This window comes from Mycobacterium sp. UM_CSW (assembly GCF_000455205.1).
Lineage (GTDB): Bacteria > Actinomycetota > Actinomycetes > Mycobacteriales > Mycobacteriaceae > Mycobacterium.
Genome location: NZ_AUWQ01000014.1, coordinates 112,813 through 134,539, shown reverse-complemented (window position 1 = coordinate 134,539; position 21,727 = coordinate 112,813). Strand labels below are relative to the sequence as shown.

At 67.3% G+C, this 21,727-nt stretch carries 24 protein-coding genes, 1 tRNA gene and 1 pseudogene; 15 read left to right on the top strand and 11 right to left on the bottom strand.

All coding sequences use genetic code 11. The features are described 5' to 3' along the window. The 6 genes from N415_RS06900 to N415_RS06875 all read left to right on the top strand — a co-directional run. Positions 1-219, top strand: a 219-nt coding sequence (locus N415_RS06900; RefSeq protein ID WP_193376415.1) for a laccase domain-containing protein, incomplete at its 5' end; no start/stop codon positions are given. Positions 220-224: 5 nt separating this feature from the next. Next, positions 225-1,001: a YggS family pyridoxal phosphate-dependent enzyme gene (locus N415_RS06895; protein WP_068178735.1), complete on the top strand. Its 777-nt coding sequence runs from the start codon at positions 225-227 to the stop codon at positions 999-1,001. A gap of 65 nt (positions 1,002-1,066) precedes the next feature. Further along, entirely contained in the window at positions 1,067-1,696 is a 630-nt protein-coding gene (locus N415_RS06890; protein ID WP_068108493.1) for a cell division protein SepF, read from the top strand. Between the two features lie 119 nt (positions 1,697-1,815). Next, positions 1,816-2,118: a YggT family protein gene (locus N415_RS06885; protein WP_068178686.1), complete on the top strand. Its 303-nt coding sequence runs from the start codon at positions 1,816-1,818 to the stop codon at positions 2,116-2,118. 239 nt (positions 2,119-2,357) lie between these two features. Then, positions 2,358-3,161 (top strand): DivIVA domain-containing protein, encoded by an 804-nt coding sequence (locus tag N415_RS06880; protein WP_068178683.1) that lies wholly within the window; start codon positions 2,358-2,360, stop codon positions 3,159-3,161. Positions 3,162-3,242: 81 nt separating this feature from the next. After that, positions 3,243-3,605 carry a hypothetical protein gene (locus N415_RS06875; RefSeq protein ID WP_068178680.1) on the top strand — a complete coding sequence of 121 codons (363 nt, stop codon included), beginning with the start codon at positions 3,243-3,245 and terminating at the stop codon, positions 3,603-3,605. 3 nt (positions 3,606-3,608) lie between these two features. On the opposite strand, the pseudogene N415_RS06870 reads toward N415_RS06875, so the two are convergent. After that, positions 3,609-4,295 (bottom strand): annotated as a pseudogene (locus N415_RS06870) (phosphoribosyltransferase); the annotation flags it as partial. A 146-nt stretch (positions 4,296-4,441) separates the two neighbouring features. Between N415_RS06870 and N415_RS06865 the strand changes: the two are divergent. Then, positions 4,442-4,642: a hypothetical protein gene (locus N415_RS06865; RefSeq protein WP_068178673.1), complete on the top strand. Its 201-nt coding sequence runs from the start codon at positions 4,442-4,444 to the stop codon at positions 4,640-4,642. A 183-nt stretch (positions 4,643-4,825) separates the two neighbouring features. On the opposite strand, the gene N415_RS06860 is transcribed toward N415_RS06865, so the two are convergent. Next, positions 4,826-4,911 (bottom strand) — tRNA-Leu (locus N415_RS06860). A 123-nt stretch (positions 4,912-5,034) separates the two neighbouring features. Between N415_RS06860 and N415_RS06855 the strand changes: the two genes are divergently transcribed. Further along, positions 5,035-6,381 carry a M20/M25/M40 family metallo-hydrolase gene (locus N415_RS06855; RefSeq protein WP_152531268.1) on the top strand — a complete coding sequence of 449 codons (1,347 nt, stop codon included), beginning with the start codon at positions 5,035-5,037 and terminating at the stop codon, positions 6,379-6,381. A gap of 25 nt (positions 6,382-6,406) precedes the next feature. Then, on the top strand, positions 6,407-6,937 hold the full coding sequence (locus tag N415_RS06850; protein WP_068178667.1) for a YbhB/YbcL family Raf kinase inhibitor-like protein: 531 nt from the start codon (positions 6,407-6,409) through the stop codon (positions 6,935-6,937). Between the two features lie 78 nt (positions 6,938-7,015). Here the strand turns inward: N415_RS06850 and N415_RS32185 are convergent, their stop codons facing one another. The 4 genes from N415_RS32185 to N415_RS06830 form a co-directional block, all read right to left on the bottom strand. After that, entirely contained in the window at positions 7,016-9,079 is a 2,064-nt protein-coding gene (locus N415_RS32185; RefSeq protein ID WP_068178732.1) for a PE family protein, read from the bottom strand. Between the two features lie 184 nt (positions 9,080-9,263). Continuing rightward, positions 9,264-10,382, bottom strand: a complete 1,119-nt coding sequence (locus N415_RS06840; RefSeq protein ID WP_068178663.1) for a quinone-dependent dihydroorotate dehydrogenase — start codon at positions 10,380-10,382, stop codon at positions 9,264-9,266. Then, the gene (locus N415_RS06835) at positions 10,382-10,588 is read right to left on the bottom strand and encodes a DUF5703 family protein (RefSeq protein WP_068108689.1); all 207 of its coding nucleotides are present in this window, start codon (positions 10,586-10,588) and stop codon (positions 10,382-10,384) included. Before N415_RS06835 ends, N415_RS06840 begins: the two co-directional genes overlap by 1 nt. Positions 10,589-10,641: 53 nt before the next feature. After that, on the bottom strand, positions 10,642-11,706 hold the full coding sequence (locus tag N415_RS06830; RefSeq protein ID WP_068178729.1) for a hypothetical protein: 1,065 nt from the start codon (positions 11,704-11,706) through the stop codon (positions 10,642-10,644). A gap of 113 nt (positions 11,707-11,819) precedes the next feature. Here N415_RS06830 and N415_RS06825 point away from each other — a divergent pair, with 113 nt between their 5' ends. The 6 genes from N415_RS06825 (at position 11,820) to mshC (ending at position 16,495) form a co-directional block, all read left to right on the top strand. Next, on the top strand, positions 11,820-12,122 hold the full coding sequence (locus N415_RS06825) for a hypothetical protein (RefSeq protein WP_068108438.1): 303 nt from the start codon (positions 11,820-11,822) through the stop codon (positions 12,120-12,122). Between the two features lie 41 nt (positions 12,123-12,163). Then, positions 12,164-12,931 carry a histidine phosphatase family protein gene (locus N415_RS06820; protein WP_068178660.1) on the top strand — a complete coding sequence of 256 codons (768 nt, stop codon included), beginning with the start codon at positions 12,164-12,166 and terminating at the stop codon, positions 12,929-12,931. Positions 12,932-12,994: 63 nt separating this feature from the next. After that, positions 12,995-13,582, top strand: a complete 588-nt coding sequence (locus N415_RS06815; protein WP_068108432.1) for a DUF3090 domain-containing protein — start codon at positions 12,995-12,997, stop codon at positions 13,580-13,582. Further along, positions 13,566-14,390: an SCO1664 family protein gene (locus N415_RS06810; protein ID WP_343203454.1), complete on the top strand. Its 825-nt coding sequence runs from the start codon at positions 13,566-13,568 to the stop codon at positions 14,388-14,390. Before N415_RS06815 ends, N415_RS06810 begins: the two co-directional genes overlap by 17 nt. A 75-nt stretch (positions 14,391-14,465) precedes the next feature. Next, complete coding sequence (locus N415_RS06805) at positions 14,466-15,233, top strand: inositol monophosphatase family protein (RefSeq protein WP_068108429.1); 768 nt, start codon at positions 14,466-14,468, stop codon at positions 15,231-15,233. Positions 15,234-15,259: 26 nt separating this feature from the next. Then, complete coding sequence (gene mshC, locus N415_RS06800; RefSeq protein WP_068178654.1) at positions 15,260-16,495, top strand: cysteine--1-D-myo-inosityl 2-amino-2-deoxy-alpha-D-glucopyranoside ligase; 1,236 nt, start codon at positions 15,260-15,262, stop codon at positions 16,493-16,495. Here mshC and N415_RS06795 read toward each other — a convergent pair. The 5 genes from N415_RS06795 to N415_RS06775 are packed head-to-tail and all read right to left on the bottom strand — an operon-like array spanning position 16,492 to position 21,629. Continuing rightward, positions 16,492-16,881 carry a hypothetical protein gene (locus tag N415_RS06795; protein ID WP_068178651.1) on the bottom strand — a complete coding sequence of 130 codons (390 nt, stop codon included), beginning with the start codon at positions 16,879-16,881 and terminating at the stop codon, positions 16,492-16,494. The genes mshC and N415_RS06795 overlap by 4 nt on opposite strands. 29 nt (positions 16,882-16,910) lie before the next feature. Beyond that, positions 16,911-18,074 carry an NDMA-dependent alcohol dehydrogenase gene (locus N415_RS06790; protein WP_068178648.1) on the bottom strand — a complete coding sequence of 388 codons (1,164 nt, stop codon included), beginning with the start codon at positions 18,072-18,074 and terminating at the stop codon, positions 16,911-16,913. Between the two features lie 21 nt (positions 18,075-18,095). Next, positions 18,096-19,568 carry an aldehyde dehydrogenase family protein gene (locus tag N415_RS06785; protein WP_068178646.1) on the bottom strand — a complete coding sequence of 491 codons (1,473 nt, stop codon included), beginning with the start codon at positions 19,566-19,568 and terminating at the stop codon, positions 18,096-18,098. Continuing rightward, positions 19,562-20,356, bottom strand: a complete 795-nt coding sequence (locus tag N415_RS06780; protein ID WP_068178643.1) for an SDR family oxidoreductase — start codon at positions 20,354-20,356, stop codon at positions 19,562-19,564. The genes N415_RS06785 and N415_RS06780 overlap by 7 nt, the downstream gene beginning before the upstream one ends. Next, complete coding sequence (locus tag N415_RS06775) at positions 20,349-21,629, bottom strand: amidohydrolase family protein (RefSeq protein ID WP_068178640.1); 1,281 nt, start codon at positions 21,627-21,629, stop codon at positions 20,349-20,351. Before N415_RS06775 ends, N415_RS06780 begins: the two co-directional genes overlap by 8 nt. Positions 21,630-21,727 lie beyond the last annotated feature (98 nt).

Sequence of the window (21,727 nt, the reverse complement as noted above, 5' to 3'; positions counted from 1 at the left end):
GCCGACGAGGTCGAGGCGGTGCTGCCGGGCAGCCGGACCACCACCTCGACGGGCACGCCCGGACTGGATCTTCGGGCCGGAATCGCTTGCCAGCTAAGGGATTTGGGTGTCACGGCGATCGACATCGACCCCCGCTGCACGGTGGCCGACCCGACCCTGTTCAGTCATCGCCGGGACGCGCCGACTGGTCGGCTGGCGTCGCTGGTCTGGATGGAGTGATCTCCATGGCGGGGGACATGCCGGCCGGGCAAGACCGCGAAACGGAATTGACGCACGCATTGGCCGCGGTGCGTTCGCGACTTGCGGCGGCCGCGGAAGCGGCGGGCCGCAATGTCAGCGAAATTGAACTTCTCCCCATTACCAAATTCTTTCCAGCAACCGATGTCGCGATTTTGTCTCGATTGGGTTGTCGGTGCGTTGGCGAATCCCGCGACCAGGAAGCCGCGGCGAAGGTCGCCGAAGTCGCGCGGTTGGCCGGTAGTTCGGCGCGTGCGGACTTGCCGAATATGCACTGGCACATGGTCGGCCGCATTCAGCGCAATAAGGCGCGGTCGCTGGCCAACTGGGCGCACACCGCCCACTCGGTCGACAGCACCCGGCTGGTGACCGCGCTCGATCGGGCGGTGTCGACGGCGCTGTCGGAGGGACGCCGGTCCGAGCCGCTGCGCGTTTACGTCGAAGTCAGCCTCGACGGCGACGTGTCCCGCGGGGGCGTCGACATCACCGCCCCCGGCGCCCTCGATCAGGTCTGCGCGCAGGTCGCGGACTCCAAAAGCCTGAAGCTGCTCGGCCTGATGGGCATCCCGCCGCTCGACTGGGACCCGGAGCGGGCCTTCGACCTGCTGCGATCGGAGCACCTCCGGGTGCTCGAATCGCACCCGGATGCGGTGGGCTTGTCCGCCGGCATGTCCGGCGACTTCGAAATCGCCGTCAAACATGGTTCGACATGTGTGCGTGTCGGTACCGCGCTATTGGGTCCGCGGCGGCTACCGTCACCGTAATTAGTCACTGTAGTCACACCTTCATCACAGACACCAATAATCCCAGGGGCTAGAAGGGTTAAGCGATGAGCACACTGCACAAAGTCAAGGCCTACTTCGGTATGGCTCCGATGGAGGACTACGACGACGAGTACTACGACGACCGGGCGCCCTCCCGCGGATTCCCCCGCCCGCGCTTCGACGACGGCTACGGGCGCTATGACGGGCGCGACTTCGACGACCCGCGCGGCGAGCCCGCCGACTACCCGCCGAGCTACCGCGGCGGCTACCCGGAGGAGCGGGGCTACAGCCCCCGCGAATTCGACCGTCCGGAGATGGGCCGCCCCCGCCTCGGGTCGTGGCTGCGGAACTCCACCCGTGGCGCGCTGGCGATGGACCCGCGCCGGATGGCGATGCTCTTCGAAGAAGGCAGCCCGCTGTCGAAGATCACTACGCTGCGGCCCAAGGACTACAGCGAGGCGCGCACCATCGGCGAGCGGTTCCGCGACGGCACCCCGGTCATCATGGACCTGGTGTCGATGGACAACGCCGACGCGAAGCGGCTCGTCGACTTCGCGGCCGGCCTGGCCTTCGCGCTGCGCGGCTCGTTCGACAAGGTCGCGACCAAGGTGTTCCTGCTGTCGCCCGCCGACGTCGACGTGTCACCCGAGGAGCGTCGCCGGATCGCCGAAACCGGTTTTTACGCTTACCAATAGGCGCGCCCGGGCCGCCGCCTAGCAGGTCGGCGGCCGTGAGGTGTGTGCCCGCACCGTTGACTCGGTACGCTGGCGGCTGATATTCGGGTCATCTCATCGGTTAGGTCGGGGCGTCGGAGTTGGTGCTGTTCTTTCAGATCCTTGGGTTCGCGCTGTTCATCTTCTGGCTGCTGCTGATCGCCCGGGTCGTCGTCGAGTTCATCCGTTCGTTCAGCCGCGACTGGCATCCGACCGGCATCACCGTGGTGGTTCTCGAGATCATCATGTCGATCACCGACCCGCCGGTGAAACTGCTGCGGCGGCTGATCCCGCAGCTCACCATCGGGGCGGTCCGCTTCGACCTGTCGATCATGGTGCTGCTGCTGGTCGCGTTCATCGGCATGCAACTGGCGTTCGGCGCCGCGGCGGGAGCCACGCCGTGAGCGCGCCGACGGAGCCCGGAGACGGTTCGGCCACGTTTTAGCGTCGGTTCGGCGGCCGCGATTTAAAAACTTTAAGGGTTTGGATTTTATTGGTCTTAGTGTTTGAAATTGGTTCTTAATTATTGGGCTAATCGGCTACCGCCGGGTCTGGTGTGACAGGATGGACGGCAGTTGCACGACGGCAACCACTCCGTTCTACACTTTCCAGATCGTTTGACAGGAACTCGAGGGGACGAACAATGCCGCTTACACCAGCCGACGTCCACAATGTGGCGTTCAGTAAGCCGCCGATCGGCAAGCGCGGTTACAACGAAGACGAGGTCGACGCCTTCCTCGACCTGGTGGAAAACGAGCTGACGCGGCTCATCGAGGAGAACTCCGATCTGCGTCAACGCATCGAGGAGCTGGACCGCGAGCTGGCCGCCGGTGGCGGCGGTGGCGCCGCCCAGCCCACCCAGGCGATCCCCACCTACGAGCCCGAACCCGAGCCGGTCAAGCCGGCGCCCGTCGTGGCGCCCCCGCCGCCCGCGGCCCCCGCGGGAACCAACGAGGAGCAGGCCCTCAAGGCCGCCCGGGTGCTGACCCTGGCCCAGGACACCGCCGACCGGCTCACCAGCACCGCCAAGGCCGAATCGGACAAAATGCTGGCCGACGCGCGCGCCAACGCCGACCAGATCCTCAGCGAGGCCAAGCACACCGCCGAGACCACCGTCGCCGAGGCCCGGCAGCGCGCCGACGCGATGCTGGCCGACGCTCAGAGCCGCTCGGAGACCCAGTTGCGGCAGGCCCAGGAGAAGGCCGACGCCCTGCAGGCCGACGCGGAACGCAAGCACTCCGAAATCATGGGAACCATCAACCAGCAGCGCACCGTGCTGGAGGGCCGCCTCGAGCAGCTGCGCACGTTCGAGCGCGAGTACCGCACCCGCCTCAAGACCTACCTCGAATCTCAGCTCGAGGAACTCGGCCAGCGTGGCTCGGCGGCACCCGTCGACTCCAGCGCCGATGCCGGCGGGTTCGACCAGTTCAATCGGGGTAATAACTAGCCTGGCAGCCGCGCCAAGCCACGACGCGGCACTAACCTGCACTAGACCTGGCAGTCCCGCTCGTCGCCTGGAGGATGGCCGATGCTGATCATTGCGCTGGTACTCGCCCTGATCGGGCTCGTCGCGTTGGTGTTCGCGGTCGTCACCAGCAACGAGTTGGTCGCCTGGGTGTGCATCGGCGCCAGCGTCCTGGGCGTAGTGCTGCTGATCATCGACGCCCTGCGGGAACGCCAGCGGCGCGATGCCGGCGGCGAAGTCGCCGACGACGCCGTAGCAGCGGGGGACGGCGAGGAGGCGACGGTCGACTACCCCGAGGAAGTCCCGGAGGAGGGCGAACGACCCGCCGCCGAGGACACCACCGTCGGCGAGTCGTCACAGGGGCTCGAAACCAGCGAGCAGTCCGCGGTGCCCGCCGACGGCCGCGGCGAGGACCGCACCACATAGCCGTCAGCGGGTCGGCGTATTCAGCAGCTCGCGGACCTCATCGTCACTGACCTGGTGGAAGTCGGCGTACACCTGTCCGACGGCTTCAAACCCGGGGGGCATGGTCGCGCACACCACGTCGTCGGCTTCCTGCCCGATCTCGCGGCACGTCGACGGGGGGCCGACCGGAACCGCGACGACGATCGACCGCGGGCCCGCGGCCCGCAGCGCGCGGACGGCGACCAGCATGCTGGCCCCCGTGGCGATGCCGTCGTCGACCAGGATCACGGTCTTGCCCCGCGGGTCGGCGATGGGGCGGCCGCCCCGGTACGCCTGCTCGCGCCGGTGGAGTTCGGCCGTCTCGCTGGCGACCACCTCGCGGACCTGCTCGTCTGTGATGTGCAGGCTCGAAACCACGTTGTCGTTCATCACCACCGCACCACCGCTGGCCAGGGCGCCCATCGCGAGCTCCGGCCAGCGCGGCACCCCGAGCTTGCGGACCAGGAATACGTCGAGCGGGGCGTGCAGCGCCGCCGCGATTTCCCACGCCACCGGGACGCCGCCGCGGGCGAGCCCGAAAACCAGTAGATCGTCCTTGCCCCGGTAGGACGCCAACTGCTCGGCGAGCACGCGGCCGGCCTCGCGACGGTCGCGGAACGTGCGCGTCGCCGTTCGCCGAAGAAAGCCGCTCGGTGGGTTCATTGGTCGCATTCGCCAGGCTTGGCCTTTATCTAGCCTACGTGCGGCGTCGCGCTGCGCGCAGAAGGTCAGGGGGCCGGATTTTTCGCGGTGAGTTTCATCACTCAGATAGCCTTGTGCGCGAGGGGAATTCGCGGCGACACGAGAGGAATGGCGAAATGAGTCGGCGCACTTACACGTCCTACAGCATCGCCTGCGCGGTGGTGTGGGCCGTGATCTTGGTCGGAGTTTCGGCGGTGGCTGGCGCGGATACCCGGCGCACGTTCCTGCTGGTCGGCCTCGGATGGGGGATCGGATGGCTGTCGGCGACGATCGCCCGGGCCGTCTACCCGCCGCCCAAGCGGCATGCCGGGCCGTAAAACCGCGGTGTGATCGCGGCTTCGCCGCTCAACGCACACGGGTCGTAAAGCCGCGGTGTGATCGCGGCTACGCCGCTCAACACACGGGTCGTAAAACCGCTGTGTGATCGCGGCTTCGCCGCTCAACACACTCCATCGGCTCGGAAATGAACGCGAGCGTTCATTTCGCTCGCCTCAGTCGTGTGTCCGAGGGGGGACTTGAACCCCCACGCCCATTAGTAGGGCACTAGCACCTCAAGCTAGCGCGTCTGCCATTCCGCCACTCGGACAAGACCAACGAGAGTTGGCAGCTAAGGCTATCGGATCGGCCCGCGCGGACCCAAGTTAGCTCGCCGCGCGCCGGGGGTTCCGGCCCGAGCCCGGTCGCGCCGCCAGTGGTAGGAAAGGTGGTTGTGACCGATCACAGCGAGCAGCCGTCCAATCGCTTCGATGACGTAGTCGAGGTCGTCAGCAAGCTGATCCGGTTCGACACCACCAACACCGGCGAACCCGAGACCACGCGTGGCGAGGCCGAGTGCGCCCAGTGGGTCGCCGAGCAGCTGCAAGAGGTCGGCTACCTGCCGCAGTACGTCGAGTCCGGCGCCCCCGGCCGCGGCAACGTGTTCGCCCGCCTACCCGGCGCGGACAGCTCGCGCGGCGCCCTGCTGATCCACGGGCATCTCGACGTGGTCCCGGCCGAGCCCGCCGATTGGACCGTGCACCCGTTCTCGGGCGCGATCCGGGACGGCTTCGTCTGGGGTCGCGGCGCGGTCGACATGAAGGACATGGTCGGCATGATGATCGTGGTCGCCCGGCAGTTGAAACGGGCCGGCATCGTGCCCCCCCGCGATCTGGTGTTCGCGTTCGTCGCCGACGAGGAGCACGGGGGCCACTACGGGGCGCAATGGCTGGTCAGCAACCGGCCGGAGCTGTTCGACGGCGTCACCGAGGCGATCGGCGAAGTGGGCGGGTTCTCCCTGACCGTGCCGCGCCGCGACGGGGGAGAGCGCCGGCTCTACCTGATCGAGACGGCCGAGAAGGCGATGTCGTGGATGCGGCTGAGCGCCCAGGGCCCGGCCGGACACGGGTCGATGGTGCACGACCAGAACGCCGTCACCGCCGTCGCCGAGGCGGTCGCCCGGCTGGGCAGGCACCAATTCCCGCTGGTGGTCACCGACACCGTCCAGCAGTTCCTGGCCGCCGTCAGCGAGGAGACCGGGCTGAGCTTCGACATCGATTCGCCCGACCTGGCGGGGACGATCGACAAGCTCGGCCCGATGGCCCGCATGCTCAAGGCCGTCCTGCACGACACCGCCAACCCGACGATGCTCAAGGCCGGATACAAGGCCAATGTCATCCCCGCGACGGCGGAGGCGGTGGTGGACTGCCGCATCCTGCCGGGCCGCAAGGCGGCATTCGAGGCCGAGGTGGACCAGCTGATCGGCCCCAACGTGACCCGCGAATGGATCAGAGACCTCCCGTCGTACGAGACCAGCTTCGACGGTGAGCTGGTCGATGCCATGAACGCCGCCGTGCTGGCGGTCGACCCCGACGGCCGGACGGTGCCTTACATGCTTTCCGGTGGCACCGACGCGAAATCCTTTGCGCGCTTGGGGATTCGCTGTTTCGGCTTCAGCCCGCTGCGGCTGCCGCCGGACCTGGACTTTGCCGCGCTGTTCCACGGCGTCGACGAACGGGTACCCATCGATGCGCTGAGGTTCGGCACCGAGGTGCTGGAACACTTCCTGACACACTGCTAGCAGACAACCAAAGAGAGGATCGCCCATGAGCCTGCCGCCCGACCCGTACGACGCGCTGCCGAAACTGCCGTCGTTCAGCCTGAATTCGAACTCGATTACCAACGGGCAGCCGCTGGCCACCCCGCAAGTCAGCGGGATCATGGGCGCCGGCGGGGAGGACGTCAGCCCGCAGCTGAGCTGGTCGGGGTTCCCCGAGGAGACCCGCAGCTTCGCGGTCACCGTCTACGACCCGGACGCCCCGACGCTGTCCGGATTCTGGCACTGGGCGGTGGCCAACCTGCCCGTCGACGTCACCGAGCTACCCGACAATGCCGGCGACGGCAGCGATTTGCCCGGCGGCGCACTGACTTTGGTGAACGACGCCGGCATGCGCCGCTACGTCGGCGCCGCGCCGCCACCGGGCCACGGCCCGCATCGTTACTACGTCGCGGTGCACGCCGTGGACGTCGAGAAGCTCGACCTGCCCGAAGACGCCAGCCCGGCGTTCCTCGGGTTCAACCTGTTCCAGCACGCGATCGCGCGCGCCTACATCTACGGGACTTACGAGCAGAAGTAGCCCGCACGTTCGCGAAAGTGCAACTGCCGACAGGCCCACTCGGGCAACGCGTCGCCAGTTGCACTTTCGCGACAGGGACTAGCCGGTCGGTGTGATCGCCGCGGCGATCGCTTCCGGAATGGTGTTGAACAGCGTCGGGAACAGGCCCCCGAATTCGGTGCCGCCGAGGGTGGCATTGATCGGAACGGTGATTCCCGCGACGCCGGCCGGGATCGTGACCGTCAGCGGTTCGGGCGGCGTGAGAAGTCCGTCGAAGGGGACATGGGCGATGGCTGGCAAGGTGAGAGAGCCCAAAAGCGGCGTCGATACCGTGATCGGCAGCGGCAGATCCACGATGAGCTGGCCGTTGAGGAAGCCGTTCGCGGCGTAAGCGGGCATATCGCCGATCGCGTTCAGCATTCCCAGGACGTTGCCGGTCTGCGCGGCCGCACCGAAAGCCGTTGCCCCCTGGGCGATTCCGTTCGCCATGGCGAACGGCGGGCCCAGTATCGCGAAGCCTAGCTGCAGCGGCAACCCGAAAATGGCGGTGCCGGCCAGCGTGCCGCCGGGCGGTATGCCACTGATATTCAGCGCGAAGTTCGCCGTGACGTTTGCGTTGACCAGGGTGTCGACCGCGTTGGCGAGGTTGCCGAGCATCATCCCGGGGATGGACCCGTGCGGGACCAGGCTCGCGACGCCGACCGGCTGCTGTCCGATCGCGGACAGGATGGGCAGCAATTCGGCGGCCGGACCCTCCAGCCCGACCGGCCCAGCGATGTTCACCGCGAAGTTGGGCGGGATGATGCTGGTGATGCCGCCGGTGATCGCCAGGTGGCTGGTGTCGAATCCGGTGATGAACAGGTCGATCGGCGCGTGTGCCGCGTCCTGCACCGCCAGGTAGTAGTTGCCGACGGCTATCGCGTCCCGAGCCGCCGACATGTCGCGGAGCGCGGCGGGCAATGTGCCCTGCAGGTCCGAGCCCATCTTGGCGAGCGACGAGCCGATGGTCCCCCATAGGCCGGTGGTCCCGCCGACGAAGTCCTCCCCGATGGCCACCGGGTTGAAGGTCGAAGCGCCCTGGATCGCGAGCTGAATGTTCGTCGGCACGTTCGCGGGAAAGCCCTGCAGGCCGGTCGCGAACCCACTCGCCAAGATCTGCGCGTAGTGACTCTGGTTGGCGATGATCTGACTCAGGATCGGGAATGGATGGGTCGCGAACTGCGCGCCCATCAAGTTCAGATCCAGCGCCGTCGTCTCGAAGAGGACGGTGTACGGGTTGGGATAGGGGGCCGCGCCGCCCGACGGCATCGGCCCGAATAGCCCCGGCAGCAACGAATTCAGCAGGGGTTGCAGTCCCTGGAGCAGCGGCACGTCCTGGAAGAGCCCGGTGCCGACGCCGAAAAGGTTGGACAGGGTTATGCCGTTGACGAGCTCGTTGGACAGGAAGTTGCCCACGTCGAGTCCGACGCCGTTGAGGGTCGGCCCCAGCAAGGCGCCGAGGGGTCCCGAGGTGAGGCTCAGGCCGGGCGTCAAGTTGCCGAGGTTTATCGGCCCAAAGAAGTCGCTGAGTGTGGGGAAGGCATTGAGGATCGCCGGGTTGAGAAATAGTGAACCCAAGCCGTTGGCGAATTGGCTGCCGATGGTGTTGAGGGGTGCGAAGAGTTGGCCCAACCCGGTGCCCAGCCCGCCGAGCAGCCCGCCCCCGCCGGTGCCGAGGCCGAGCAGTCCGTCGAGTCCGCCGAGCAGGCCGCCGCTGCCGCTCGAGCCGCCGAGGAGACCGCCCCCACCGAGCAGCCCGCCCCCGCCGAGCAACCCGCCGAGAAGCGGGGCGGACGCAGCCGCGCCGTTGGCGGTGAATTCGCCGATCATGGCCTGCTGGGCATTGGCGAGCTCGGTACCGAGGTAAGCCGCCGCCCCACCGTTCAGCAGGTTCACAAACTCGTTGTGAAATGCCGCCGCCTGGGCGGTCATCGCCTGGAATTGCTGCCCGTACGCACCGAATAGCTCCGAGACGGCCAGCGACACGTCATCGGCGGCAGCGGTGGTAATGGCGGTCGTCTGGCCCGCTGCGGCCGCGGTGGCCTCTCGCAGCGCGGAACCAATGCCCGCCAAATCCCCGGCGGCGGCCCCTACCGTTTCCGGCGCAGCAACGACAAATGACATGGCCATCTCCCCTCGAAGGCTCTCCCGATTAGCCCACTGAGATACCGGTCACAATGTTCACCAAAATGTGACTGGCTAAACCCTGTTTCTAGCAGTTAGTTGTACAAATGCACAACCCGCAACGCGCGGCGTCGTATTGGCAAGGCGTTCAACCGTTTTAATTGACACACGCCAAATAGGACGGCTATCCCGGCTCCCCGAGCCGTTCCGAGCCCCCCGTCGGTCGGCCCGGGTCGATGGCCGCGGACCCCACCGCGTCGCCGAGTGACGCGAACCCGCCGTCATGCAGGCGGCGGGCAATGCCGTCGTGAATGTGCTTGGGCCACAAGCCTCCTCCGTAGATGAAGCCGGTGTAGCCCTGCAGCAGCGACGCGCCTGCGGTGATCCGTTCCCACGCGTCGTCGGCCGTCTCGATGCCGCCCACGCTGATGAGTACCAGCCGGTCACCCACCCGGCCGTAGAGCCGATGCAGCACCTCGACCGCCCTGCGCGCCACCGGCGGCCCCGAGATACCGCCCGCGCCAAGCTTTTTCACGCCCGGCGTGTTCAGTCCCTCCCGTGACACGGTGGTGTTGGTCGCGACGATGCCGGCCAGGCCCAGCTCGACGGCCAGGTCGGCGATGTCGTCGACGTCGGAATCTGAAAGATCGGGTGCGATCTTGACCAGCACCGGCGTCGACGTCGTCGAGGCCTCCAGCAAGACGCCCTGCAGGATCGGCCGCAGCGATTCCACGGCCTGCAGGTCGCGCAGCCCTGGCGTGTTCGGCGAGCTGACGTTGACCACCAGATACGACGCGAGCGGCCCCACCAGCCGGGCGCTGGCCCGATAGTCGCCGATGGCGTCGGCGGCCGCGACCGCCTTCGTCTTGCCGATGTTGACCCCGATCGGCACGTCGGGGCGGCGATGGGTGAGGCGGATCGCCAGCGCGCCGGCGCCGCGATTGTTGAACCCCATCCGGTTCAGCAGGGCCCGATCGGCGGGCAGCCGGAACAGACGCGGGCCGGGGTTGCCGGGCTGGGGTTGCGCCGTGACGGTGCCCACCTCGGCATACCCGAAACCCAACGCACCCCAGGTGAGCAGCCCCTTGCCGTCCTTGTCGAAGCCGGCGGCCAGGCCCAGCGGTCCGGGGAAACGCACCCCGAACACCGTGCTGGCCAGCACCGGGTCGGTCGGGCCGAGCCGTCGATGCAGCGACCGCCGCGCGGCGGGCAGGACCGTGACGGCGCGCAGCAGTGCGAACACCAGCGTGTGTATGCGTTCGGGCGGTAACAGGAACAACAGCCGGCGGGTAAGCCGGTACATCACAATTCCGGTTGGTCGGGCCGCCGGCTGTCCAGACGAGTCTTCTTGCGGCGCAACAACACCCGTCGGCTGCCGTCGGTGTAGAGGCGCACCCGGGTGAGCTCCCAGCCGCGATATTCGGCCTCGATGGACAGCCGGATGGACGCGCTGAGTCGCGTCACTTCCGGCGGCAGGCGCAGCGGGATCCATTCGTATTCGTCGGACATCTCCGCTTCCCAGCCCGCCGGCAGCCGACTCCACCGCGGTTCTTGACGGCTCGTCACGGCGTGCCCGCCGCGTGCTCGATGACCTGGACACCCGCACCCGACCCCGACACCACGTACAAGGTGCCCGACGCTTCGTCAAAAGCCAGCGAGTTGGGTTGCTGCACGGTTGGGTATCGCACCCTTTCGACGGGAATTCCGGTTGACAGATCGTAACCAATGACGACGTTCGCCGCGGTGAGGGACACCCAGGCCAGCCCCCGGGAACCGGCCAGGCCGTACGGGGACTGCCGCACCGGGTAGGCCTGCCGCAGGATCAGCGGATCGACGCCGTAGACCAGCAGCTGCCCGCCGCGGGTGTCGGCGACCAGGACGCGGCCCAGCGAGTCGGCGGCAACGGTGGTGGCGCCCTCCCCGGCTCGCAGCGCCTGCTCGGCGCGTCCGTCGGCGCCGATCGTCGTCACCGAGGTCTGGCCCCGATCCAGCACCACTATCGTATTCCCTTGTGCCACAATCGCATCCACACGCGCGAAGATCTTGTTGCGGGTGCTGATGGTGGCGCTGCGTACCGAGGCCGGTGTCCGGGAGGCGAAGGTGTAGAGGGCGCCGTCCGCGCTGCCCAGCACCAGCGTTCCGTCGGCTCGCTGGGCGACGGCCGTGAAGTCGACCTGCTGGGCGTTGGCGACGGGTACGCGGGTCGCGCGGCCGGCGGACAGGTCGACCACGAAGTAGCCGCCCCGGGTGGCCAGGAAGGCCGTGCCGCGGCCGTCGCCGGTCAACGCGGTCGCCGGGCCCGGCAGGTCGACCACCCGCGGCGCGGCCTGCGGGTCACCGAATTCGGTGAGGCTGGCGGGCGCCTCCGGGTCGCCGCCGGGGGCCAGGACGGCCAGTTGACGGGTGGCCGCGTCGAAGATTGCCGCGGCGCCGTGGCCGGCCAGCTGTCGCACCGTGCCGGCCGCGGGTTGCGACGTCGGCGGGGAGACGGCCGGCTGGGCCGGTTCGATCGTGGGCGGTGCGCTACCGAGCGGATCGCCCGAGCAACCCGCCACCGCTACCAGCAAAAACGCCACCGCAAGGAAGGCGCCCTGGACTGCCGGTTTGTCGCCCGTACGTCGTCGCAGCAATTATTTTCCCTCGCGTCACCAATGTGAAATTCAAATTTTAGGGAACGGTTTCGCATCCAATATGGCCATGTTGCCTGCATGGGGTCGGACTGGAGAGGTATCGTCGCGTCATGACCGTCATCGTTGACCGGCATGTCGCAGACAAAGAGTTTGCTGTCGAGGACATCTCGACGGGAATCTTTGCCAGCGGGTACGGACAACTCGGTGATGGGCGCAGTTTCTCCTTCCACATCGAGCACCGCTCGCTCGTTGTCGAAATTTACCGCCCACGCCTCTCCGGCCCCGTTCCGCAGGCCGAGGACGTGGTCGCGCGGGCGATTCGCGGCCTGGTCGACATCGACCTCACCGACGAGCGCAGTCTGACCGCCGCGGTCCGCGACTCGATCGCGCACGCCGTGCCGGTCTCCCGCTAGCGAACCAGTCGCGCCCGCCCGTACCGAGTACGGTCGTCGTCGTGACCGTCATCCTGCTCAGGCACGGCCGCTCCACCTCGAACACCGCCGGTGTGCTGGCTGGGCGGTCGGAGGGCGTCGACCTCGACGACAAGGGCCGCGAGCAGGCCGCCGGGCTGATCGACCGGATCGGCGACCTGCCGATCCGCGCGGTGGTCACCTCCCCGCTGCTGCGCTGTCGGCGCACCGTCGAGCCGCTGGCCGAGGCGCTGTGCCTAGAGCCCCTGATCGACGAGGAGCTCGCCGAGGTGGACTACGGCGACTGGACAGGCCGCAAGATCGGCGAGCTGACGAAGGAGCCGTTGTGGCGGGTGGTCCAGGCCCACCCCAGCGCGGCGGTGTTCCCCGGGGGCGAGGGCCTGGCGCAGGTGCAGGCTCGTGCGGTCGCGGCCATCCGCGCGCACGACCGGCGGCTGGCCGGAGAACTCGGCGGAGAAGACGGCGCCGACGTGCTCTGGGTGGCCTGCACCCACGGTGACGTCATCAAGTCCGTCGTCGCCGACGCGTACGGCATGCACCTGGACGGGTTCCAGCGCGTCACCGCCGACCCCGGGTCGGTGACCGTGATCCGCTACACCCCGCTGCGGCCATTCGTGTTGCACGTCAACCACACGGGCGGCCGGCTGTCCGCCGCGTTGCGGGCGGGGCCGCCGCCGAAGGACGAGACCAAGGGTGATGAGGCTCACGATGAGTCGAAAGGGGAGTCGCAAACCGGGCCGGCCGAAGCGGTGCCGACGAGCGACGCGGTGGTCGGCGGGTCGACTGATTAGTTTCGCTGCGGCGGGGCAATCGAATCGCACGGCGACGGCAACAGCCGGTATTTTGGAGGTGCCATGGCCCGCGCAATTCACGTCTTCCGCACGCCCGACCGCTTCGTGGCCGGGACCGTCGGCCAGCCCGGAAATCGCACGTTTTACATACAGGCCGTGGGCGATTCGCGGGTGGTGTCGGTGGTCTTGGAGAAGCAACAGGTCGCGGTGCTCGCGGAGCGCATCGGCGCGCTGCTGCTCGAGGTGAACCGCAGGTTCGGCACGCCGGTTCCGCCGGAGCCCGCCGAGATCGACGACCTCAGCCCGTTGATCACGCCCGTCGACGCGGAGTTCCGGGTCGGGACGATGGGCCTCGGCTGGGACTCGGAGGCGCAGACGGTGGTGGTCGAGTTGCTGGCCGTCACCGACGCCGAGTTCGACGCCTCGGTCGTGCTCGACGACACCGAGGAAGGCCCCGACGCGGTGCGGGTCTTCCTGACGCCGGAGTCGGCACGCCAATTCGCCACCCGCTCCAACCGCGTCATCTCGGCCGGCCGTCCGCCGTGCCCGCTGTGCGACGAACCGCTGGACCCCGAGGGCCACATCTGCGCGCGCACCAACGGCTACAAGCGCAGCGCGCTTCTCGGGCCCGACGATGACGCCGAGGAATAACGAGGCGCACGAGCGGGAGGTGCTGCGGGACGGCGAACTGACGGTCCTCGGACGCATCCGCTCCGCCAGCAACGCCACCTTCCTGTGCGAGTCGACGCTCGGCGAGGCCAGCGTGCACTGCGTCTACAAACCGATCTCCGGCGAGGCGCCGCTGTGGGATTTCCCGGACGGAACCCTGGCCGGGCGCGAACTAGGGGCGTACCTGGTGTCGGTGCAGCTGGGCTGGAACATCGTGCCCCACACCATCATTCGGCACGGGCCGGCGGGCCCGGGCATGCTGCAGCTGTGGATACAGCAGCCCGGTGACGCGGTGGATTCGCCCCCCACGAGCCTGCCCGACCTGGTCGACCTGTTTCCCGCCGACAAACATGAGCCGGGGTATCTGCCGGTGCTGCGGGCCTACGACTACGCCGGCGACGAGGTGGTCCTGATGCACGCCGACGACATCCGGTTGTGGCGGATGGCGGTGTTCGACGTGCTGATCAACAACGCCGATCGCAAGGGCGGCCACGTCCTGCGCGACCTCGAGGGCCACATCTACGGCGTCGACCACGGGGTGTCCCTGCACGTGGAGAACAAGCTGCGGACCGTGCTGTGGGGCTGGGCCGGCAAGCCGATCGACGACAACACGTGCGAGGCGATCGCCGGGCTCGCCGATTCGCTGGCCGGCTCGTTCGCCGACGAGCTGGCCGGGCACATCACCAGCGCGGAAATCGCGGCGCTGCGCCGGCGCGCGTGCCGGCTGCTGGACAACCCGGTCATGCCGGCGCCTAACCGGCACCGCCCCATTCCCTGGCCGGCGTTCTAGTGCGGGTCGCCGCCACCGGATAAAGCGGGCAAGGTCGTCGGCGATACTGAACCGGTGACTTCCGCGCCGGGTGAGATGACGGACGCCGCCCTCGCCGCCGATCTCGCCGCGGACGCGGGTGAGCTGTTGCTCAAGGTGCGCGACGAAATCGGTTTCGGCCATCCCTGGGCCCTAGGCGACGCGGGGGACAGCCTGGCGAACGCGTTGATCCTGCGCCGGCTGCGGGCCGAGCGGCCCGGCGACGCGGTGCTCAGCGAGGAGGCCTACGACGACCTTTCCCGGGTCAATCACGACCGGGTGTGGATCATCGACCCGCTGGACGGCACCCGCGAGTTCTCCACGCCGGGACGCGACGACTGGGCGGTCCACATCGCGCTGTGGCAGCGGCCCACCGACGGGCAGCGCGAGATCACCGACGCGGCCGTCTCGCTGCCCGCCCGTGGCAACACGGTGTACCGCAGCGACACCGTGACCGCCGGCGCCGCGCGCACCGGCATCCCCGGGACCATCCGGATCGCGGTCAGCGCCACCCGGCCGCCCGCGGTGCTGTATCGCATCCGCCAGACGCTGCACATTCAGCCCGTGGCGATCGGATCGGCGGGCGCCAAGGCGATGGCCGTCATCGACGGCGACGTCGACGCCTATGTTCACGCCGGGGGGCAGTGGGAATGGGACTCGGCCGCCCCGGCCGGGGTGCTGATGGCCGCCGGCATGCACGCGTCGCGGCTGGACGGCTCGCCGCTGCGCTACAACCAGCTCGACCCGTACCTGCCCGACTTCGTCATGTGCCGCGCCGAGCTGGCCCCGATCCTCCTCGGCGCCATCCGCCAGGAATTTCGCTGATCCGGTGCGCGTTTAGAGTCGACGTTATGCAGACGTGGTCTTCCGCACAGGTCCCGGTGCTGCCGGGGCGCGGCCCGGAGCTGCGGTTGTATGACACGTCCGACCGGCAGGTGCGTCCGGTGGCGGCCGGATCCAAGGCAACCATGTACGTCTGCGGCATCACCCCCTACGACGCCACCCACCTCGGTCACGCGGCCACCTACCTGGCCTTCGACCTGGTGCACCGGCAGTGGCTGGACCTCGGCCACGACGTCCACTACGTGCAGAACGTCACCGACATCGACGACCCCCTGCTCGAGCGCGCCGAGCGCGACGGCGTCGACTGGCGCGAGCTGGGCGACCGGGAGGTCGACCTCTTCCGCCAGGACATGACGGCGCTGCGGATACTGCCGCCGCGCGAGTACGTCGGGGCGACCGAGGCGATCGCCGAAGTGGTGGAGCTCGTCGAGAAGATGCTGGCGTCGGGTGCGGCGTACGTCCTCGACGGCGACTATCCCGACATCTACTACCGGGCGGACGCCACCGTGCAGTTCGGCTACGAGTCCGGCTATGACCGCGACACCATGCTGCAGCTGTTCGCCGAGCGCGGCGGCGACCCGGACCGCACCGGCAAGACCGACGAACTGGACGCCCTGTTGTGGCGGGCGGCGCGGCCCGGCGAGCCCAGCTGGCCCTCGCCCTTCGGCGCCGGCCGGCCCGGCTGGCACGTCGAGTGCGCGGCGATCGCGCTCAGCCGCATCGGCAGCCCCGTGGACATCCAGGGCGGCGGCAGCGACCTGATCTTCCCGCATCACGAATTCACCGCCGCCCACGCCGAATGTGTCCGCGGCGAGCGGCGATTCGCCCGCCACTACGTGCACGCCGGCATGATCGGCTGGGACGGGCACAAGATGTCCAAGAGCCGCGGCAACCTGATCCTGGTGTCGGAGTTGCGTGCACAGGGTGTCGAGCCGGCGGCGATCCGGCTGGGCCTCTTGGCCGGGCACTACCGCGCGGACCGGTCCTGGAGCCGGCAGGTGCTCGACGACGCGACCGAGCGGCTGGGGCGTTGGCGGGCCGCGACCGCCCTGACCGCCAGCCCGGATGCCGCCGACGTCATCGCCCGCGTGCGTCGCTACCTGGCCGACGACCTCGACACACCGAAAGCTCTTGCCGCGCTTGATGGTTGGGCGACCGACGCACTCGAGTACGGGGGCCACGATGCCAGTGCGCCGGCGTCGGTGGCGACCGCGGTCGACGCGCTGCTCGGGGTGCAGCTTTAGGAAGCGTTGCCGCGCAGGGTTTTCCGGCGCACAAAGTCGCGCTTGGACGAACCGGAGCCGGTGTTTTGCCCGCGGGCCGCATCGATGGGGTCGCCGAACGCTTCGTGGACCTCAAGGGCGAGACCCAGTTGCGCAATAAGTTTTGGGAGTGTCCGCTGATACCAGAGCGCCTTCAACATGGCCAGGTCAGAATCGTTTTTGGGGCCAAAGGAAAGACTCAGCATCTCGTCGACGTCGTTGGCGGGCTCGGCTTGTGCAGCCGTGAGCATTTGTTCGATCTCGGCGATACGGCGTTGCCCTGCCACCAGTTCGCGGACGAGTGTCCATACGTCGGCGGCCGGATCCAGGCGGAACGAGCCTGCGGTAGGTCCATCAGGGATGCTCATCGCGTCCAATTCCTTTTTGCTACCGGCAACTACTCGAAGGCGATTACGCCGCGGATGTTCTTGCCCGCGCGAAGGTCTTTCATGGCTTCGTTGATGTCGTCGAGCTTGTACTTCTGAGTTACCAGCTCGTCGAGCTTGATCTGGCCCGCCTCGTACATCGATAGCAGCTTGGGCATGGCTTCGCGCGGGTTCATCTCACCGTAGAGCGCCCCTTTGAAGGTCTTGCAGGAGTTGACCATGTCACCGAGCATCATCGGGACCATCATGTCGGTGATCTTGGCCATCCCTGTCAGCACACAGGTTCCGCCCTTGCGCAACAACATCATCGCCGTAAAGATCAGGTCTGCGGGTACGACCCCTGGGGTGAGAACGACGCGATCGGCCATGACTCCCCAGGTGATCTCCTTGACCAGTTCCACTGCCGCACCGGCGTCGACAGCGGTGTGGGTGGCGCCGAACGTCGGCGCGACTTCACGCTTGAACTCGTTGGGGTCGACAGCGACGATGTGCTTGGCGCCCGCGACCTTTGCGCCCTGCACGGCGTTCATCCCGATTCCGCCGACACCAATCACCACGACGGTGTCACCCGCTCCCGTGCCCGCCGCGACGGATCCCGACCCGAAACCTGTTGTCACACCACAGGACACCAGTGACGCGGCCTCCAGGGGGATCCAGTCGTTCACTTTCACGAGCGAACGCTCGGACGCCACCACGTATTCGGAGAAGGTGCCGACCTGCATCATGGCCATGAGGTCTTCGCCGTCGAGGTGGCGCCGTCGGGTGCCGTCGGTGGTCATCGCTTTGCTGTAGATGTCGGCGCCAATGTCGCACAGGTATGTGTGCCCGGTCGCACACCATCGGCAGCTACCGCAAGCAGGCAGGAACGAGATGGCCACATGGTCACCGGGTTTGAGTGTCTTGACCCCGGGGCCGACCGCCTCGACGACACCGGAGCCCTCGTGGCCGCCAAGCATGGGAAACCACTCGGGGACCGGTATGTCCGACGCCCGCATCATTTCTTCCATCTCCGGGGTCGGCACACTGTCGCCGGTGTAGAAGTGCTCGTCCGAGTGACAAATTCCCGCGTACGCCATCTTGACCAGGACTTCACCCGCATGTGGTGGGTCGAGGTCGACTTCGGTGACTTCCCAGTCCACACCGACGCCGCGCAACACTGCTGCTTTGGACTTCATTGTCGCTTCTTTCGTTGGGAGTCAGGACGCCGGCCAGCCGACCGTCTTTGTCTCGGTGAAAATCTCAAGTCCCTCGATGCCGCACTGACGGCCGACGCCGGACTGCTTGTAGCCGCCGAACGGGGCGTCGGCGCCGTACCAGAGACCGCCGTTGATGCCGAGCGTCCCGGTCCTGATCCGGCTCGCCACGGATTTCGCGCGGTCGAGGTCATTGGCGAACACGACGCCCGACAGGCCATAGATCGAGTCGTTGGCGATCCGCACCGCGTCGTCATCCCCGTCAAACCCGATGACCGACAGCACAGGACCGAAGATCTCCTCCTGGGCGATGGTCATCTTGTTGTCGACATTGGCGAACACAGTCGGCTCGACGAAATAGCCTTTCGGCAGATGCTTGGGCACCTTGCCGCCAGTGACCAGTCGGGCGCCTTCCTGCTTGCCCTTCTCGATATAGCCGAGTACCCGATCTTGCTGCTTCTTGGAAACCAGAGGTCCCTGCAGCACCGACGGATCGGTGGGGTCTCCGTACTTGTTTTTTTCCATTGCAGCCGTGACTAGTTCGACTGCCTCGTCGTAGCGTGAGTTGGGCACCAGCAGGCGGGTAGGCATGGCGCAACCCTGCCCGGCGTGCATGCAGATGAATGCGCTGCCATCCACCGGTCCGCTGATGTCTCCGTCCTCGTCGAGAACCAGGTACACGGACTTGCCGCCGAGTTCGAGGAACGTTGGCTTGACGGTTTCGGCGGCGGCGGCCATGATGCGCCTGCCGGTGGCCGTCGAACCGGTGAACGCCACCATATCGACCAGCGGCGACGTCGAAATCGCCTCGCCGACAAGGTGATCGGATGATGGGACAATGTTGATGACGCCGGGCGGGATGTCCGTCTGCTCGGCGACGATTCGGCCGATCCTGGTGGCGTTCCACGGAGTGTCCGGGGCGGGCTTGAGCACGCACGTGTTCCCCATCGCGAGGATTGGACCGATCTTGTTGAGGATGATCTCGAAGGGGAAGTTCCACGGGGTGATGACGCCGACGACGCCGATCGGCTCCTTCCACACCTCGCGGGTGGTCAGGCTGCCCATGCCGAACGCGTCCTTGTCCGGAAGCGAACGCTTCCATGCGAATTCGCGGATCATGTCGGCGGGCCAGGAGAGGGCTTCCTTGAGGGGCACGTCAAGCTGCGGTCCATAGGTGGATAACACGGGACAGCCGACTTCGGCGACCAGTTCGGCTCGCAAGTCCTCGCGTTCGGCTTCCAGCGCCGCCTGCAGCTGCCGCAGTCCCTCGGCGCGCGCTTCGCCGTCGCGCGACCACTCGGTGTTGTCGAACGCGTGCCGCGCCGCGGCGATCGCACGCTCCATGTCGGCGCGGGTACCGTCGCTGGTGGTGCCCAGGACGTCCTCCGTCGCCGGGTTGACGTTTTCGAACTGCCGCCCGGTCTCGGACTCGACGAGCTTGCCATCGATCAGCATTCGCGGTTCGTGGTTCACCATTTGCGAAGTTCCTTCACTGCGTCGGAGGTGCGCGGGGCAAGGGTTAGGTAAGGGATGAAACTGCTATTCCCGCAACGGATCACGGAATTGACCACTTCGGTCAGATGCTCCGCGTCAACCAACCCACCAAGCATGTACTTGTTCTCCATCCAGAACCGGATGGCCGTCTCCAACGCGTCGGGATCCCAGCTCTTGTTGAACTCGGTCTGCGCGTCGCCGCTGCCGCCGAGACTGTCGCCCACCGCGAGGCGGGTGAAGCCGATCTCCGGATGTTCCATGCGCCAGGCCTCGACGAGTTTGTCCAACGCGCCCTTCGTCACCGCGTAGGCTCCGAGCATCGGCCAGGGAGTCGTATAGGACGCACTCAGCGACGACAGGTACACGGCCGAACCCGCCGCCGCGGCCAAGTGTGGCGCGGCCGCGGCGGTGACAAGCGAAGCGCCGGTGACATTAGTCGCGAACAACTGCGCCCATTGTTCCGCAGTCACATCGCGCAGTGGCGCGAGCACGCCCATGCCGGTCGTGTACACCAGGGCGTCGAGGCCGCCCAGCGCGCCGACCGCCTCGGAGATCGCTTTCTGGCAACTGTCGGTTACGGTGACGTCGCAGGCGACGGCTACCGCACCGTTGCCCGCTTCCTTGGCCGCTTCGACCAGCCTGTCGTATCGACGCGCCAACAGCGCGACATGCGCGCCCCGCTGTGCGAGCCCGATTCCGATGCATCGGCCCAGACCCGAGGAGGCGCCCACGACCGCGACTCGCAACGGGCGTTGTTCGTTGTCAGACATCGAGCTTCGCGCTCACGGAGCCGAGGGTTGCACCTATGGTGCGTTCGAACCGGGCGTGGTCGAAGCTGCGGATCTCGACGTCGTGGTCACCCGCCTCGGCGCGCAGGGCCCCCACCGTGCACCGCTCGCGGGTGCGGTGTTTGAACGGATCGAACGAATACCACCGGCAAGCGTTCTCGTAGGTGATCTTGTTGACTTCGTCGTCGGGCAGCCCGGCCATGACGAGGGCGAGTTCTTCGGCCGCCAAGGGCCACGACGAATCGGAGTGCGGGTAGTCGCACTCCCAAGCGATGTTGTCGATGCCGATGTCGTGGCGGAGTTTGATTCCGATCGGATCGGCGATGAAGCAGGTCAGAAAGCGTTCTCGGAAGATTTCGCTGGGCAGCCTGCCGCCGAAGTCCTGGCCGGTCCACAGGTGATGCATCTCGTAGGTGCGGTCCAGCCGATCGATGAAGTAGGGGATCCATCCGGTGCCGCCCTCGGAAAGTGCGAACCGGACGTCGGGGAACTTCTTGATGACGCGCGACCAGAGTAGGTCGGCGGCCGCCGAGCACACATTCATCGGCTGCAGCGTGATCATGACGTCGATGGGGGCGTTGTCGGCCGTCATCGTGATCTTGCCCGAGGACCCCAAGTGTACCGAGAGCACCGTGTTGGTGTCCGACAGCGCCCGCCACATCGGATCCCAGTACTCGTCGTGGAAGCTCGGGAATCCGAGCGTGGCGGGGTTTTCGGTGAAAGTCACGGAGTGGCAGTCTTTATCGGCGTTACGGCGGATCTCTTTGGCGCACAACTCCGGATCCCAGAGCACGGGCAGCCCCATCGGAAGGAACCGTCCCGGATAGGAGCCGCACCAGTCGTCGATGTGCCAGTCGTTGTACGCCTGGGTGACGGCGAGCGCGAGGTCCTTGTCGGGGTGGGTCGCGAACAACCGGCCGGCGAAGCCGGGAAAGGACGGGAAGCACATCGACCCGAGCACGCCGCCCGCGTCCATGTCCTTGATCCGCTCGTGGATGTCGTAGCAGCCCGGCCGCATCTCGTCGAAGGCGGTGGGCTCGATGCCGTACTCCTCGCGCGGGCGCCCCGCCACGGCGTTGAGGCCGATGTTGGGAATGATCGCACCGTTGAAAGTCCAGACCTCCGACCCGTCGGGTTGGCGGATGACTCGCGGCGTCTGGTCGGCGTACTTGCTTGCGACCCTGCCCTCGAACAGGTTCGGGGGCTCGACCAGGTGGTCGTCGACGCTCACCAGGATCATGTCTTCGGGCTGCATGGGTCTCCTTGGGCAGAGGTTGAAAACGAGATTATCAGAAAGCAGAGGCGCTATTTCGATTTATGGAAATAAGCATTTCCATGACGGCAGCAAGGCGC